This is a genomic window from Microbacterium sp. NPDC089321, assembly GCF_040684935.1.
In the GTDB taxonomy this organism is placed as follows: Bacteria; Actinomycetota; Actinomycetes; order Actinomycetales; family Microbacteriaceae; genus Microbacterium.
In genome coordinates this window covers 139,806-154,718 of sequence record NZ_JBFBGX010000002.1, presented here as the reverse complement: position 1 = coordinate 154,718, position 14,913 = coordinate 139,806, and the positions used below count along the sequence as shown (strand labels likewise).

General features: G+C 68.7%; 20 protein-coding genes. 10 read left to right on the top strand and 10 right to left on the bottom strand.

Annotated elements, in window-relative coordinates; all coding sequences use genetic code 11:
• The first annotated feature begins 1 nt into the window (after position 1).
• From AB0N59_RS08780 to AB0N59_RS08770, 3 genes are all read left to right on the top strand, one after another.
• Entirely contained in the window at positions 2 to 1,150 is a 1,149-nt protein-coding gene (locus AB0N59_RS08780; RefSeq protein ID WP_363481682.1) for a cysteine desulfurase family protein, read from the top strand.
• Positions 1,151 to 1,329: 179 nt separating this feature from the next.
• A complete protein-coding gene (locus tag AB0N59_RS08775; protein WP_363481679.1) occupies positions 1,330 to 2,268 on the top strand; it encodes a glycosyltransferase family 2 protein in 939 nt (312 codons plus the stop codon).
• A complete protein-coding gene (locus tag AB0N59_RS08770; protein ID WP_363481676.1) occupies positions 2,262 to 3,032 on the top strand; it encodes an SDR family oxidoreductase in 771 nt (256 codons plus the stop codon). The genes AB0N59_RS08775 and AB0N59_RS08770 overlap by 7 nt, the downstream gene beginning before the upstream one ends.
• An 18-nt stretch (positions 3,033 to 3,050) precedes the next feature.
• Here the strand turns inward: AB0N59_RS08770 and AB0N59_RS08765 are convergent, their stop codons facing one another.
• Positions 3,051 to 4,934, bottom strand: coding sequence for an ABC transporter ATP-binding protein (locus tag AB0N59_RS08765; RefSeq protein WP_363484152.1), 1,884 nt, complete (start codon positions 4,932 to 4,934; stop codon positions 3,051 to 3,053).
• Positions 4,935 to 5,088: 154 nt separating this feature from the next.
• Here AB0N59_RS08765 and AB0N59_RS08760 point away from each other — a divergent pair, with 154 nt between their 5' ends.
• Both AB0N59_RS08760 and AB0N59_RS08755 read left to right on the top strand, forming a co-directional pair.
• Positions 5,089 to 6,564: a DHA2 family efflux MFS transporter permease subunit gene (locus AB0N59_RS08760; protein WP_363481673.1), complete on the top strand. Its 1,476-nt coding sequence runs from the start codon at positions 5,089 to 5,091 to the stop codon at positions 6,562 to 6,564.
• A 41-nt stretch (positions 6,565 to 6,605) separates the two neighbouring features.
• On the top strand, positions 6,606 to 7,190 hold the full coding sequence (locus tag AB0N59_RS08755) for a carboxymuconolactone decarboxylase family protein (RefSeq protein ID WP_363481670.1): 585 nt from the start codon (positions 6,606 to 6,608) through the stop codon (positions 7,188 to 7,190).
• 6 nt (positions 7,191 to 7,196) lie between these two features.
• On the opposite strand, the gene AB0N59_RS08750 is transcribed toward AB0N59_RS08755, so the two are convergent.
• Positions 7,197 to 7,415, bottom strand: a complete 219-nt coding sequence (locus AB0N59_RS08750; RefSeq protein ID WP_363481667.1) for a hypothetical protein — start codon at positions 7,413 to 7,415, stop codon at positions 7,197 to 7,199.
• Between the two features lie 99 nt (positions 7,416 to 7,514).
• On the opposite strand from AB0N59_RS08750, the gene AB0N59_RS08745 reads away from it, so the two are divergent.
• The gene (locus AB0N59_RS08745; RefSeq protein ID WP_363481664.1) at positions 7,515 to 8,000 is read left to right on the top strand and encodes a DUF6328 family protein; all 486 of its coding nucleotides are present in this window, start codon (positions 7,515 to 7,517) and stop codon (positions 7,998 to 8,000) included.
• A 146-nt stretch (positions 8,001 to 8,146) separates the two neighbouring features.
• Positions 8,147 to 8,437: a Fe-S cluster assembly protein HesB gene (locus AB0N59_RS08740; protein ID WP_204975995.1), complete on the top strand. Its 291-nt coding sequence runs from the start codon at positions 8,147 to 8,149 to the stop codon at positions 8,435 to 8,437.
• A gap of 67 nt (positions 8,438 to 8,504) precedes the next feature.
• Here the strand turns inward: AB0N59_RS08740 and AB0N59_RS08735 are convergent, their stop codons facing one another.
• Positions 8,505 to 8,930 (bottom strand): DNA starvation/stationary phase protection protein, encoded by a 426-nt coding sequence (locus tag AB0N59_RS08735; protein ID WP_239528668.1) that lies wholly within the window; start codon positions 8,928 to 8,930, stop codon positions 8,505 to 8,507.
• Positions 8,931 to 9,191: 261 nt separating this feature from the next.
• Between AB0N59_RS08735 and AB0N59_RS08730 the strand changes: the two genes are divergently transcribed.
• A complete protein-coding gene (locus tag AB0N59_RS08730; RefSeq protein WP_363481660.1) occupies positions 9,192 to 9,758 on the top strand; it encodes a 1-acyl-sn-glycerol-3-phosphate acyltransferase in 567 nt (188 codons plus the stop codon).
• A gap of 7 nt (positions 9,759 to 9,765) precedes the next feature.
• Positions 9,766 to 10,239 (top strand): GNAT family N-acetyltransferase, encoded by a 474-nt coding sequence (locus tag AB0N59_RS08725; RefSeq protein WP_363481657.1) that lies wholly within the window; start codon positions 9,766 to 9,768, stop codon positions 10,237 to 10,239.
• A 6-nt stretch (positions 10,240 to 10,245) separates the two neighbouring features.
• Here the strand turns inward: AB0N59_RS08725 and AB0N59_RS08720 are convergent, their stop codons facing one another.
• The gene (locus tag AB0N59_RS08720; protein ID WP_363481654.1) at positions 10,246 to 10,815 is read right to left on the bottom strand and encodes an alpha/beta fold hydrolase; all 570 of its coding nucleotides are present in this window, start codon (positions 10,813 to 10,815) and stop codon (positions 10,246 to 10,248) included.
• A 105-nt stretch (positions 10,816 to 10,920) separates the two neighbouring features.
• Positions 10,921 to 11,085, bottom strand: a complete 165-nt coding sequence (locus AB0N59_RS08715) for a hypothetical protein (protein WP_363481651.1) — start codon at positions 11,083 to 11,085, stop codon at positions 10,921 to 10,923.
• 185 nt (positions 11,086 to 11,270) lie between these two features.
• On the opposite strand from AB0N59_RS08715, the gene AB0N59_RS08710 reads away from it, so the two are divergent.
• On the top strand, positions 11,271 to 11,996 hold the full coding sequence (locus AB0N59_RS08710) for an endo alpha-1,4 polygalactosaminidase (protein ID WP_363481648.1): 726 nt from the start codon (positions 11,271 to 11,273) through the stop codon (positions 11,994 to 11,996).
• A 19-nt stretch (positions 11,997 to 12,015) separates the two neighbouring features.
• Here AB0N59_RS08710 and AB0N59_RS08705 read toward each other — a convergent pair whose 3' ends face one another.
• The 5 genes from AB0N59_RS08705 to AB0N59_RS08685 all read right to left on the bottom strand — a co-directional run bounded on the left by AB0N59_RS08705 (position 12,016) and on the right by AB0N59_RS08685 (position 14,560).
• A complete protein-coding gene (locus AB0N59_RS08705) occupies positions 12,016 to 12,414 on the bottom strand; it encodes a dihydrofolate reductase family protein (RefSeq protein WP_363481645.1) in 399 nt (132 codons plus the stop codon).
• Between the two features lie 6 nt (positions 12,415 to 12,420).
• The gene (locus tag AB0N59_RS08700; RefSeq protein WP_363481642.1) at positions 12,421 to 12,579 is read right to left on the bottom strand and encodes a hypothetical protein; all 159 of its coding nucleotides are present in this window, start codon (positions 12,577 to 12,579) and stop codon (positions 12,421 to 12,423) included.
• A gap of 41 nt (positions 12,580 to 12,620) precedes the next feature.
• The gene (locus AB0N59_RS08695) at positions 12,621 to 13,091 is read right to left on the bottom strand and encodes a hemerythrin domain-containing protein (RefSeq protein WP_363481639.1); all 471 of its coding nucleotides are present in this window, start codon (positions 13,089 to 13,091) and stop codon (positions 12,621 to 12,623) included.
• Positions 13,084 to 13,905 carry a DNA-formamidopyrimidine glycosylase family protein gene (locus AB0N59_RS08690; RefSeq protein WP_363481637.1) on the bottom strand — a complete coding sequence of 274 codons (822 nt, stop codon included), beginning with the start codon at positions 13,903 to 13,905 and terminating at the stop codon, positions 13,084 to 13,086. Before AB0N59_RS08690 ends, AB0N59_RS08695 begins: the two co-directional genes overlap by 8 nt.
• Before the next feature lie 106 nt (positions 13,906 to 14,011).
• Positions 14,012 to 14,560: a GNAT family N-acetyltransferase gene (locus AB0N59_RS08685; protein ID WP_363481634.1), complete on the bottom strand. Its 549-nt coding sequence runs from the start codon at positions 14,558 to 14,560 to the stop codon at positions 14,012 to 14,014.
• Positions 14,561 to 14,913: the final 353 nt, after the last annotated feature.

The following is a 14,913-nucleotide window of genomic DNA, read 5'->3' as shown; positions in this document are numbered from 1 at the left end:
GGTGCTCTACCTGGATCACGCCGCCACCTCTCCGGTGCGTCCCGAGGTGCTCGACGCCATGCGCCCGTACCTGACGGGGATCTTCGGCAACCCGTCGAGCCACCACACCGTGGGCGAGGCGGCGGCGGAGGCGCTGGAATGGGCGCGGGGACGCGTCGCGGCGGCGCTCGGCGTGCGCAGGTCGGAGGTGATCTTCACGTCGGGAGGCACGGAGGCGAACAACCTCGCGGTGAAGGGCATCGTGCTCGGCGTCATTCAGATGAATCATGAGCCCCGCGGCCTCATCACCACTCCGATCGTGCACGAATCCATCCTGCAGTCCGCCGACTACCTGCGGCGTCTGCACGGTGTGCCGGTCACGCTGCTGCCGGTCGACGGTGTGGGCGCGGTGTCGGTGGGTGATCTGCGCGCCGCTATGGGCGCCACGCGCAGCGCCCTCGTGAGCATCGGCCATGCGAACAACGAGATCGGCACCGTGCAGAGCATGGCCGAGCTGATCAGCGCCGCCCATGCCCAGCAGGTGCCCGTGCACGTCGACGCGGTGCAGTCGGCCGGGTGGCTCGACCTGCGGACGCTGGGCGCGGACGCGATCTCGATCGCGGGGCACAAGCTCGGCACGCCGAAGGGCATCGGCGCCGTCGCCGTGCGCTCGCGCGTGCCGCTCGAGCCGCTGCTGCACGGCGGCGGGCAGGAGCGCGGCCGCCGGAGCGGCACCGAGAACGTCGCGGGAGCCGTCGGTCTCGCCACTGCGCTCGACCTCGCCGAGGCCGAGCGCCGGCAGAGCGTCGCAGCGGTGGCCGCTCAGACCCAGACCTTCATCGCCTCGGTTCTGGATGCCGTGCCTCAGGCGTCGCTGACCGGATCGGCCGATCAGCGGCTGCCGAACCTCGCGAGCTTCACGTTCGCGGGCACGAGCGGCGAGTCGGTGCTGCTCGAACTCGAGCGTCGTGGGGTCGTCTCGTCGAGCGGGTCGGCGTGCGCCGCCGGCAGCGACGAGCCCTCTCCGGTGCTTCTCGCAACAGGCATCGCTCCCGAGGTGGCGCAGACCTCGGTGCGCTTCACCTTCGGCCGCGCACCGCTGCCTGAGGGAACGGCGCAGCAGCTCGCGGCGCTCGTCGCCGACGCCGTGGCGGCGGCAGCCGCGCCGTGAGCGGCGCCGTGGCTCGTCCCCACGCTGCGTGCCGCGCACGACTGCCGCGGAGAAGTGCGCTTCGCGCGCACGGATGCCCCGATTCCATCCGCGCGAAGCGCACATCTCCGCGCCGAGCGCACAGGCTCCGCATCCCCGTGGCCCGCCTCGAGTCGCGCTCCGCACCGTAGACTCGGCTCGTGAACCCGCTCGTGACGATGATCGTGCCCGGACGCGACATCGCCGCCTTCGCTCCCGCCGCCCTCGCCTCCTTACAGGCGCAGACCGAAGGCCGGTGGCGGGCACTGCTCGTCGACGACGGCTCCCACGACGACACGGGCGCCGTGTTCGCGGCGGCCGCGGCTCGCGACACCCGGTTCGAGGTGCTCAGCCATGACGAGGCCCGCGGTCTCGGCGCGGCCCGCAATGTCGCCCTCGATCGCGTGGACACGCCGTTCGTCGGCTTCCTCGACGGCGACGACGAGCTGACACCGCACGCCATCGAGACCTGGTTGCGCACACTCGAGGAGTCAGGCAGCGACTTCGCCGCCGCGGCCTATGTGCGTTCACGGCTCGTCGACGGCGCCTATCGCGCCGGCCGCGTGCAGCCATGGGTGGCCGCCGCCACTGCGCCGCGACGACTCGGCGTGACGCTGGCCGAGCACCCCCGCGCCTCGGCGAACATCGTCGCATGGTCGAAGCTCAGCCGTTCCTCACTCTGGGATCGGCTGCGCTTCCCCGAGAACGTCGCGTATGAGGATCAGGTCGTCGCGCAGCGGATGTACACCGAGGCCCGCGCGTTCGACGTCATCCCCGATGTCGCGGTGCACTGGCGCGTGCGCGGCGACGGCTCCTCGATCACGCAGGGCAAGTCTCAGCTGCCGGTGCTGCACGACTACCTCGCTGCTCTGCTCGGCGGCATCGACGTGCTCGTCGCCGCGGGTCAGCACGACGCCGTCCGCGCCCGGATCGCGCTCATCCTCGCGATGGACCTGCCCTCGCTGCAGACGATCGCCTCCGAGCATCCGGACCCCGCCTACGGTGCTGCCCTCGATGCCTTCGAGACGTCGCTGCGGGCCCTGCCGGAGTACGACGACGCGACACCCGACCCCACGACGGCGGAGGCGCTGGCATGGTGACCCTCGACAGCCTCTTCTCGCTGAAGGACCTCACCGCCGTCGTCACCGGCGGCTCTTCCGGCATCGGCCGCGGTATCGCGACCGCTCTTGCGGGTGCCGGCGCGTCGGTCGTGATCGTCGCACGAGGCGGCGAGCGCATCGACGAGGTGGTGCGCGAGATCACGGATGCAGGAGGACGCGCCGCCGGAGTCGTCGGCGACCTCAGCACGCGCAGCGGCATCCTCGCCGCCGCGGACGCCGCGGCCGAGCCCTTCGGCGAGCCGGACATCCTCGTGAACTCCGCGGGCATCAACATCCGTCCGCCGATGAACGAGATCGAGATGGACGTCTGGGACGCCACGATGACCGTCAATCTCGAAGCGCCCTTCCTGCTGAGCCGCCGCTTTGCGCCGGGGATGCTCGAGCGCGGTTTCGGCCGGCTGATCCACATCAGCTCCCAGCAGGCGCACCGGGCCTTCGTGACCAGCGGCGTCTACGGCGTCTCGAAGGGCGGACTCGAGTCGCTCACCCGCTCGCAAGCAGAGGCATGGTCGTCACAGGGCGTCACGGCGAACACGCTGGTGCCCGGTTTCGTGCTCACTCCCCTGAACGCCCGCCTGCAGGAGGATCGGGAGAAGGTGGGTCAGCTGGCTGCACGGACGATGGTGGGCCGCAACGGCGTGCCGGAGGACTTCGCCGGCATCGCGGTGTTCCTCGCAGGACGCTCGTCGGGCTATGTCACCGGGCAGTCGCTGTTCGTGGACGGCGGCCTGTCGGTGCACTGACCCGAGCGCTGACGGCCGTCAGCGCTGCCCTTCCTCGAGCGACCGCGCGGATGCCATCTGCTGCGCGGCCAGCGTCGCGTACAGTCCGCCTCCTGCGAGCAGCTGGGAGTGGGTGCCCGACTCGACGATGCGGCCCGCCTCGACGACGTGGATCATGTCGGCGTCGATCACGGTCGACAGCCGATGCGCGATCGACAGAGTGGTGCGGCCCTGCGCCGCGGCATCCAGCGCCTCCTGCACGACACGCTCCGAGACGGTGTCCAGCGCGGAGGTCGCTTCATCGAGCAGCAACACGGGCGGGTCCTTCAGAAGGACCCGGGCGATCGCGATGCGCTGCTTCTCGCCGCCCGAGAGCCGGTATCCGCGCTCCCCCACCACGGTGTCGTAGCCCTGCTCGAACGAGGTGATCACGTGGTGGATGTTCGCGGCGCGGCACGCGCGCTCCAGCTGCTCGTCGGTGGCGTCCGGCTTCGCGTACCGCAGGTTCTCGCGGATGGTGGCGTGGAAGAGATAGGTCTCCTGCGAGACGATGCCGATCTGGTCGATGATCGACTCCTGCGTGAGCTTCTGCACGTCGGCCCCCGCGAATTCGACGGTGCCGCCCGTCGCCTCGTACAGCCGAGGAGCGAGATAGAGGATGGTGGTCTTCCCCGCGCCCGAGGGGCCGACGAAGGCCACGTGCGTGCCTGGTTCGGCGACGAACGAGACCCCGTCGAGCGTAGGGCGGGCATCTGCGGCGGCATCCGGGTACCGGAACACGACATCCTTGAACTCGATGCGGCCGCGGGGACCAGGCGCGTCGGCGACGTCCATCGCACCAGGGGCGTCCTGAATCTGCGGCACCATGTCGAGGTACTCGAAGATGCGGGCGAAGAGCGCGGCGGAAGTCTGCAGGTCCAGCGCCACGCGCATCAGGCCCATCAAGGGCATGAGCAGCCTGGCCTGCACGGTCGTGAAGGCGACGATGGCCCCGGCGGTGATCTCGGGTGCGTCACCCATGAGGAAGAACCCGGCGACGAGGTAGATGATCGCCGGCACGCTAGCCATGATCACCTGCACCACCGCGAAGAACCCCTGACCGCTCATGGCCCGGCGCACCTGGAGTCGCACCTGGTTGCGGTTCTCGTTCTGGTAGCGCACCGACTCGGTGCGCTGCCGGTTGAACGACTTCGACAGCAGGATGCCCGAGACGCTCAGCGTCTCCTGAGTGATGCTGGTGAGCTCCGACAGCGACTCCTGCGTCTCGCCGGCGATCCGAGCGCGCACCTGGCCGACGCGTCGCTGCACGAGGACGAGGATGGGCATGAGGATCACGGCGATCAGCGTCAGGCGCCAGTCGATGAGGATCATCGCCACGAGCGATGCGATGACGGTCACGGTGTTGCCCAGCACGCTGGTGACGGTGTTGGTCAGCACGCCCGACACCCCGCCGACGTCGTTCTGCAGACGCGACTGTATGACCCCGGTCTTGGTGCGGGTGAAGAAGCCCAGCTCCATCGCCTGCAGGTGCTCGAACAGCCGCACCCGCAGGTCGCCCGTGACCTCGTTCCCGACGGTCGACGTCAGCCACGTCTGCACGACGCCCAGCACCGCCGAGAGCAGGAACAGGCCGATCGTGACGCTCACCAGCATCGTGAGCAGCGGGATGCGAGGGCCCCCGCCATCGAGGGGGAACAGCGCGTCGTCGAAGATGCGCTGCACCAGCAGCGGTGGGATCACGGCGAGGCCCGCGCCGATGATCACGAGCAGGGCGGTGATCACGAGGGGCCCGCGGTACGGGCTGAACAGCGCAACGACGCGACGCCCGAGACCGGGCACCTTCGGAGCGGCCGCGTTCAGACGCCGCTGTGCCGCTTCGTCCACGCCGCGGAATGCTCCGCCGCGGCCTGCGCCACCACCCATGCTCATCCCCTCAGGCTAGTCCGCGGATGATGCGGGAATACCGTCTCGCCGGCAGAGGTTAGGATGGACGGCTGACCTTCGCCGTCTGCCGCTCAGCCGGCCGTCTGCCGCGCAGCGCGGCCCTTCGTCTTTCGCATCACCCTCGAGGAGACCCATGTCTGCCGTTCACACCGGGTCCACTCCCGTCTCCCCGCCCGCCGCCGGCCTCATCCCCGCGAAGGACATGGCGGTGATCTGGGTGCTGCTCACCGCCGCATTCGTCGCGATCCTCAACGAGACGACGATGGGCATGGCGATCCCGCATCTGATCAGCGATCTCGCGATCACTCCCATCGCCGCCCAGTGGGTGACGAGCGCATTCATGCTGACGATGGCCGTCGTCATCCCGATCACTGGTTTCCTGCTGCGGCGCTTCACGACCAGGCAGATGTTCCTCGGCGCGATGGTGCTCTTCTCGACCGGAACGCTGATCGCCGCCCTCGCACCCGGCTTCGCGGTGCTGCTGGTGGCCCGCGTCGTGCAGGCCTCCGGCACGGCGGTGATGATGCCGCTGCTCATGACGACGATCATGAATCTCGTGCCCGCCGCCTCGCGCGGGCGCATGATGGGCCGCGTCAGCATCGTCATGTCGCTCGCTCCCGCGATCGGCCCGACGATGTCGGGGTTCCTGCTCGATCACTTCGGCTGGCGCGCGATCTTCGTCGTGGTGCTGCCGATCGCGCTGGTCGCGATGTTCATCGGGTGGCGCTGGCTGACGAACGTCGGCGAGACCATGCACGCCCCGATCGATCTGCTCTCAGTGGTGCTCTCGGCCTTCGGCTTCGGCGGCCTGGTGTTCGGCCTGAGCCAGATCGGCGGCCTGGGCAAGGGAGCCAGCTGGGCTCCGATGGCGATCGCCCTCGCCGTGGGCGCCGTCGGTCTGGCGCTCTTCCTGGCACGACAGGTGCGCCTCCAGCGCGACGATGATGCGCTGCTCGACCTGCGCGTGTTCACCTCGAAGGACTTCACGCTCTCGATGATCCAGATGTTCCTGCTGTCGCTCGCGTTCTTCGGCAGCATCACGGTCATCCCGCTGTTCCTGCAGGATGCCCTGCAGCTGAAGGCGCTCGACGCAGGCCTCGTCGTGCTCCCCGGCGCTCTGGCCATGGGTCTGCTCGGACCGGTGATCGGCCGCATCTACGACAGCCACGGCACCCGCATCCTGCTGATCCCCGGGTCGATCCTCGCGGCGTCGATGCTGTGGCTGTTCACGACTCTGACCGTCGAGAGCTCGATCTGGCTGGTGCTGGTCGCGCAGACGCTGCTCTCCGTGGGTCTGGCGCTGTCGTTCACGCCGCTGTTCACGGCGTCGCTCGCCTCGCTCAAGCCGAAGTTCTACTCGTACGGCAGCGCAGTGATCGGCACCATCCAGCAGGTCGCCGGCGCCGCGGGCATCGCCGTGATGATGGCCGTCTTCACGGCCGTCGTGAATGCCGGCGGCGGCACCGACGTTCCCGCTGCGGTCGCAGCGGGAACGCGCACCTCTGTCACGATCGGCGCGATCATCGCCTCCGTGACGATCATCGGCGCGTTCATCATCCGCAAGCCCGAGGACGACATCGAGGGCGCGCCGGTCCACGGCGGACACTGACACCTCTTCCGCCGGAGTGCGCGGCGGAGTACCGTCCGTTCATGATCATCCGCACCCCGGCGTCGGACGACGCCAGCGGAGCCGTCGCGGCGATGTACGAAGAAGACATCGCCGCCGACGGCTTCGTGCACTCCTACACTGCCGCGATGGCGGTGAATCCTGAGGCGCATGACGCCTTCATCGCCCTCGTGAAGGCGGTTGTGCCGTCGATAGGCATCCGCGTCTACGAGGCCGCCACCCTGGGCGCTGCCCGTGCGATCGGCTCCTCGCACTGCCTCCTCGCGCACGCCCGCAAGACGATGAATGCGGGAGTGGCAGATGAGGCAGGGCTGCGCGCATTCGCCGCAGATGACGACTCCGCCTTCACTGCGGCCGAGCAGGCGGTCATGCGCTACGCCGCCCGGCTCTCGTCGTCGCCGCGGGACATGACGGATGCCGACGCCGCGGCTCTTCGCGAGCATGGGTTCACCGATCGGCAGATCCTCGACATCACCCTCGCTGCGGGGCTTCGCAACCACTTCAGCCGATCGCTGCTCGCCCTCGCCGTGCCGCTCGACGACGATCCCCTGATCTCGCCTGAGCTGGCCGCTGCGCTGCGGCATCGCGCCGCACGCGAGGCCGGGTAGTCGTCGTCAGTCCGAGTGCGCGCCGGATGCATCGGCATCCGGCGCCCGGTGCGCCGACGCGGCGACCTCATCCGCCGCAGCAGCATCTGCCGCGCCGGAGCCGAACGCCGGAAGCACGCAGTGACCGTCGGCGCACAGCCCGGCGGCATCGCCGCCGATCAGCTGCAGACCCGGCGGCGCGGAGAGGACGCGCGACGGAATCTCGGGGGCCTGGTTCTCTGGCATCCCTCGATGGTACGCCCGCTGCAGGGCTGCGGGATCGAGGCGGGCTCTGTGCGCAAGCCCCTCGTACCCTCACGGCACGGCCGTGTAGCGTCCGATGTCATGAACGACCCACAGGCCGACGCGAAGAACGACGGGCGCGACGAGACCGAGACGGAGCGCGCCGATCGCAACTGGGAAGAGCTCATGCAGGAGCTGCGCGTCATGCAGACCGGCACGCAGATACTCACCGGCTTCCTTCTTGCTGTCGCCTTCCAGCCGCTGTTCCGCGACCTGAGCGACCTGCAGCGCGTCCTCTACATCGTCCTCGTTCTGCTCGCCGCAACGGCCACGATCCTCGCCCTCACGCCCGTGGGCATGCATCGCATCCTGTTCGCCAAGGGCCGGAAGCCCGAGCTGGTGCACGTCGCGCACCGCATCGTCAAAGCGAACATGGTCGTGATCGCAGCCCTCACCGTCGGCGTCACCGTGCTCATCATCGACTTCACGTTCAATCACGTCTTCGCGTTCATCGCGGGCGGGATCGGGCTCCTCGTCATCCTGCTGCTGTGGCTCGGACTGCCGATGCTGCTGCGCCGCAAGCGCTGACGTCCACGGTTTCTGTGAGGCGTGCAAGCGCTCGGTGTGAAACCCCTCAGAGTGACGCTCTGAGCTTGAACCCGCGGCCCAGGTGCGGAATCGTGGCACGGACATCGCGCCGTACGGTGTGGTGTCCGCAACCGGAAGGAGAGCCGATGCTCACCCTGACCGAGAACGCAAACACGATCGCGGCGACCATCGTCGCCCAGCAGAGCACGACGCCGGATGCCGGACTCCGCATCCACTCGTCTGGCACCGAGACCGAGCCGCGCTTCGCGGTGACGGTCGCCCCCACGCCCGAACCGGGCGACTCCATCATCGGCGACGAGGACATCCGCGTGTTCCTCGAGAAGGCCGCCGCCGACGCGCTCGACGACAAGGTGCTCGACGCCTCGGTCGACGAGCAGGGCGCCGTGTCGTTCAGCCTGCTTCCGCAGCCGGCCTGAGCGCCATTCACGCAGTACGAGGGCCGTCACCCAGCGGGTGACGGCCCTCGTCGTATGACAGCGGAGTTCAGACAGCCGGCGTGCGGTTCTCCGCGCTGACCATCCAGGCGAACTGCTCGAGCTTCTCGATGATCCCGTGCAGGATGTCGGCCGAGGTCGGATCCTCTTCATCGACCTGGTCGTGCACGTCGCGCATGGTGGCGACCGTGGCGTCCAGCCGCTCGGTGATCAGGTCGATCGTGTCGGTGGTCGACACCTCGCCCGTGGGGTAGGCCGGCAGCGTGGTGGACTTCGCGACGGTCGCGGTGCGTCCGTCCGGCACGGCGTGCAGCGCCCGCATGCGCTCGGCGACCTCGTCGCTGAACTCGCGTGCCGCCTCGATGATCTCGTCGAGCTGACGGTGCGTGTCGCGGAAGTTGCGGCCGACGACGTTCCAGTGGGCCTGCTTGCCCTGCAGCGACAGCTCGATCAGGTCGACGAGCACCGCCTGCATGTTCTTCGTCAGCTCATCAGACGCCTTGAAGCCGCTCTCGGCGTTCTGACGCGGAGTCGTGGTCACAGCGGCGGCCTTCTTCCCGCCACCGCTCTTCTTGGCCGACGTGCTGCTGCTTCGCTTCTCTGCCATGCGTATCACCTCATCCGTTCTGCGCCCGCGCTGTGGGCGCGTCGCGAAAGTAGCATCGCGGCTTCGCCCGGACGGAGGGGGTTGATTTGCATGCCGTCCTGAGTATGGTCGCTCGCCTAGCGTTGAGGGATGCTTCGACGTGCCATCGCCGCTCTGTTCTGGACCTTCAGCCGATGGACGCTGCGGTCGGAGTCAGCCCCGCAGCGGCCGTCGGTGCTGATCGGAGCTCCGCACACCTCGAACTGGGACTTCGTGCTCATGCTCGCGATCGCCTGGCGCCTCGGCATCGATGTGCGCTGGCTGGGCAAGAAGAGCCTGTTCCGCGGCTGGCGCGGACCGATCATGCGGACGCTCGGCGGCATCCCGGTCGACCGCAGCGATCCTGGCCGCGTCGTCGGCGACGTGGTGCAGCTGGCTCGGCAGGGCGACGTCTTCGGGCTCGTGGTCACGCCGGATGGCACGCGCAGCGGCCACACGCACTGGAAGTCGGGCTTCTACCGCATCGCCCGCGAGACCGGGATGCCCGTGACCCTCGGCTATGTCGACCGCACCACCATGACGTGCGGTCTCGGGCCGACGATCGACCTGACCGGCGACGTACCGGCCGACATGGATCGCATCCGCGCGTTCTACGCCGACAAGGCGGGCCTGCGCCCCCAGCACCGTGTCGAGCCGCGCTTGCGGGAAGAGGGATGATGGAGGCATGGCCTCCCCCGAAGTGACGTACGCCCCGATCTCTCCCGCTGACGCAGGCGAGGTGCTCACCCTGCAGCGGGCGGCGTTCGTCTCAGAGGCGCAGATCTACGGCAGCGTCGATATGCCGCCGCTGACCCAGACCCTCGAGGCTGTGCAGGCGGAGCTCGCCGACTGCTACGGCTGGACCGCTCGGGTCGACGGAAGGCTCGTGGGTGCGCTGCGCGGCCGCATCGACGGCGATCTGCTGCTCGTCGGCCGGATCGCGATCGCTCCCGACATGCAGGGTGAGGGCATCGGCCGCGGGCTGCTCGATACGGCCGAGCAGGGCAGCGGCGCCGCGCAGTCGGAGCTGTTCACGGGCAGCCTGAGCGAGGCGAACATCCGTCTCTACGAGAGCTGCGGATACCGCATCAGCGAGCGGGTGCCTCAGGGCGACGGCACCGAGCAGATCTTCATGCGGAAGGATCTGCGCGCGGGCTGAGTCCGGTCAGTCCCAGTCGAGGTACTCCTCGATCACGACGGCGGTCTCGATCGGGTGCGTCGCGACGAAGTAGTGGTCGGCTCCGGGGATGCGCGTGATGGTCGCGCGCTCGGGCGCGGTCGCCTGCAGCGCCTCGGCGTTCGCAGCGGGGGTGACGTCGTCGTTCTCCGCCTGGATGATCAGGACAGGGATGCCACCGGCGAGCGGGATCTGCTCGTCTTCGACGCCGAGCATCAGCAGACCGTTGACGCGCTCCGGGTGCTCGATGGCGAAGGTCCGGGCGATGGTGCTGCCGTGTCCGTGGCCGCCGATCCAGGTGTCGGCGATGCCGAGGTCGTCGATCACCGCGGCGGCATCCGCGGCGCGGTCGCTCGCGGTGATGCCGTCGCCCGCCCCGCGGGAGCCGATGCGCACGACGCGGAATCCGGCCTCCTCGGCGAGGTAGTGGGAGATGACGCCGAGACCGTCTGCCTCGAGGCTGCGGTTCGTGACCAGCACGAGCGTGACAGGACCTTCGCCCTCATCGACGAAGGGGACGGCGCGGCCTTCGGGCTCGAAGATGCTGGGCTGGGTCACGATGCGTGCTCACTTCCGGTCTGCGGTCGGCTCGAAGACGGCCGTCATCCAGAGTACCGGGGCGCGCTGATGAGCCGCATCCGAAGGCGCCGGTCGTCCTGGCCCTCAGTTCTCGTCCGGTCGATGCGCCGAGTGGTCCGCGACATCGGGCTCCGCCCTGAGCACGTCTGCGATCTCCTCTTCGGGTCGAGGGGGGATGGTCTCGTCCTCCTCGAGCTCGGGGACGGTGGGCCCGTGCGTGTCGGTGGTGTTCTGCGACTGATCAGACATGTCTGCTCCCTGGGTCGACACCGCCAGGCTACGCCCTGAGCGTCGGTCCGTATGCTGGCCGGATGCCCGAAACCTCGCGTTCAGTGCCGACGCGGCATCGCGCCACTGCCCTGACGGTCCTGTGCACGGCAGGGGTGCTGGCAGTCGGATGCGGCCCGGCGGCCTCTGCCCCTGAGCACGACGCGGTGGCAGCACTCCCGAGTCACGGATCATTCGACTACCAGCTGGGCGGGACCTACTCACCGCCTCCGGGGGTGTCGCTGGTGGTGCGGGATCGCACGTCCGAACCTGCCGACGGCGCGTACTCGATCTGCTACGTGAACGCGTTCCAGACGCAGCCTGGCGAGGAAGATCTCTGGCTGCGCAAGACGCTGCTCGCCGACGAGGAGGGGCCGGTCACCGACCCCGACTGGCCCGATGAGATCCTGCTCGACACCTCTACAGCGACGAACCGCGAGGCGATCACGCGGATGCTGACTCCCTGGATCGAGGGATGCGCTGCCGACGGCTTCGACGGGGTGGAATTCGACAACCTCGACAGCTTCACGCGCTCGGATGGCGCACTGACGATGAGCGACAACCTGGCGCTCGCCACCCGGCTCGCCCGTGTCGCGCACGACTCGGGGCTGTCGGCCGGGCAGAAGAATGCTGCGGAGTTCGCCCGACGTCTGCACGACGAGGCGCGTTTCGACTTCGCCATCGCCGAGGAGTGCGCAGCGTACGGCGAGTGCGGTGCGTACACGGCGGTGTACGGTGATCAGGTCATCGACATCGAGTACGTCGATCAGCTTCCGCGGGACTTCTCTGCACTGTGCGCTGAAGACGACTCGCCGAGGGCGATAATCCTGCGCGACCGCAACCTCGTCATGCCGGGTGACGACGGCTACGTCTACGAGACCTGCGAGCGCTGACACCTGCAGCGCAGGGCCGCTACGACACGCGGTAGTGCAGAAACGTGAAGCCGTTCTCGAAGACCCTGCTCTCGACGAGATCGAGCTGCAGCGACACACCATCAGGGAGCGCGCGGAGGCCGCCCCCGAGCATCCGCGGCACGACGAAGAAACGGAAATCGCGCACGAGACCCGCTCGGATCGCCGTCGCGGCCGTGGTCGGGCCGAAGATCTCGACCTCGCCGGCTGCCTCGTCGACGATGCGGCGGATGCGTCCGAGGTTCAGGTCGTCGACGACGCTGCTTCGCGCATGGGTCAGCTCCCTCGGGGTGAGCGTCGACGACGCGACGACGATCTCGAGCTCATTCCAGCGCCGCGCGAAACGGTTCTCGTCCGCACCCCAGTTCTCCCCGTCGGGCTCGGACTCCCAGTAGCGCATGAGCTCCTAGGTGGTGCGTCCGAGGATCTCGGTGGAGACGGCATCCATCCGCTCGACGTGGAAGCGGAAGACCTCCTCGCTCGGCGCTCCGAACTGGAAGTCGTTGTCGGGTCCGGCGGCGAAGCCGTCGAGTGAGACGGTCGCGGTGAAGCTCAGAGTTCCCATGCCTCATGGTCGTCCTGTCGCAGAGGATCTGCAACGGGCGCTCAGAGCGGACCGAGCACGCGCGTCGGATCGGCGTCGAGCTGCAAGGTGTCGAGCACGACGAGAAGCTGTCGCTCCTCGTAGCGGAAATGACTCTCCATGATCGCGGCGAGCCCCTCGAGATGCCGTGTCAGCTCCGCAGGCGTCGCGCGCGCGTCGACCGCGGTCTGCAGCCCGCCGATCAGGTGCGACATCATCGAGTGATCCTGTTCCAGCTTTCGCAGCGTCTCGCGCAGCTCAGGGTGATCTGCGGCGAGCGCGGGGAACAGCTCACGGTCCTCAGCCGTGTGATGGCCGGTGAGTGCCGCGCAGAACCCGTGGCAGTAGAGCAGGAGGTCGCGGCTCGCCGCGTGCGGAGACGTGCCGTCGGCGAGGGCCTGCTGAGTGAGGCTCAGCGCCTGGCGCAGCCGTGCGTGCACGGCCGTTAGCTCCGCACCCCAGGCCACGAGGCGGGACTTTTCCCCCTCAGTCATCGACTTCGGGCTGGCAGTGCGGGCAGGACTGCGCGGATGCCCCGGAGAACGTCTGGTCGACGATGGTGGTGCCGCACACGGGGCAGGGCTCGCCTGTGCGGCCATGCACCGCCATCGCCTCGACCTTCGCCTGCTTGAGCATGTCGGGCGCGAGGCCCCGTCGGTCGGCGGCGGCGCCGCGCATGATGTCGCGGATCGCCTCGAACAGTCGCGTCCTCTCGTCTGCGCTCAGCGCGACGGCGTGCATGGCGAGCGGCAGCCGGGACCGATGCAGGATCTCGTCCGAGTAGGCGTTGCCGATTCCTGCGAGCGAGGACTGCTCCTGTAACAGTGCTTTGATCTGCTTGCGGCGGGTGCCGAGCGCGCGCTCGAGGTCGTCCCGGGTGAAGGTGTCGCTGAGCGGATCCGGTCCGAGAGCGGCGATGCCGGAGATGTCGGTGGGTGCGTCGACGACCGAGGCCGTGACGCCGAGGAAGTCGCCCGCGTCGATGATCTGCATCGAGGCGCCATCGTCCAGACCGATTCGGACGACCTTCAGAACCGGCTGATCCGCGACGGCATCGGCGGGGCCCTGCCACCGGATCCATCCGTTTCGGCCGAACCCGATCATGAGCCAGCCGGCCGTGGTCTCGAACCCGACGTGCTTCCCGAAGCGACCAAGTCCGCCGATCGTCGCGCCCACCAGGGACTCCGGCGGCCGGGCGCGGGTCTTGACGACCCGGAACTCGGCGATGTCGACCGCGGCGATGACGCGGCCGATGACCCGCTCCTCGAGGAACTCGACGAGCGCCTGAACCTCCGGAGACTCGGGCATGCATAGATCCTCGCACTGGATCCGTCCGCTGGCCTGGATTCCCGCGAGGTGCGTGCCTGGCGCCTGCGGCATGGCGTCGTGCTCGCCGACGGTTACCGCCGGAGGCTCACCACGCCCGTCCCCGGAGATCGATCTCGCCGCGCGGCCACACCGCAGACGGATCGACCGGATGGACGAGAAGCGGCTGCCCAGGCGGGTCCTCGGTGGTCCTGCCTGTCCGGTCGAGGGATCGCTCGGCAGCGATCACCCGCGTCCACCCGCATGACCGGTAGAACGGCACGACCTCTTCGCGGCAGCCCAGATAGCCGAACTCGATATCGCCTGCGTCCCGCATCGACGCGACTGCCGTGCGCATGAGCCGCTCCCCCGCCCGCAGACCACGAGCGCTTTCGGCGATGAGAACGCCGCCGACACCCGCGATGACCAAGTCCTGCGCTCCGACACCGATGACGCGCCGCGCCCACCCCACGTGCCCGACGATCGTGTCATCGTCGCCCGCGATCACGTGCACATCGTGAGGCGCGTACCCATAGGGCTGTTCCGGATGCCACTCGCCGTACTCACTCCGGTACTCGGCATCGAACAGGGCCCGGAGGCCGTCGAGGTCGTCGCGGGTCAGCTCGTCATGCGCAACCGCGCGGATCGACAGGCTCATCAGATCGAATGTACAGCGCTGACTTCTCAGCCGGCCTGAGGACCACCCGATCACAGACGGTGGGAGCCTCTTGACCCGAGTGAAAGCGTCATTTCGCGCTCGAAAGTCGAGCGAAAGATGGCCCGACAGCCAGCCGCTCAGGCCCAGCGAGCAGTTGTCGCCAAGTCTCGCAGCGATGCTCTCCCATCTCGCTCTCGCGGCGTGAGGGCAGCCCGCTGCACGAATCACTTCCACCCCCGTCGCAATTCGAGCGAGGCGGGTGGAAGAGAGCGCGGCTACCTAGATCCGTTCCGTTAGATTCCCCAGATATGTTTCCGACACGGAACTCCACGACGTCGCCGTACTGGCGGCGA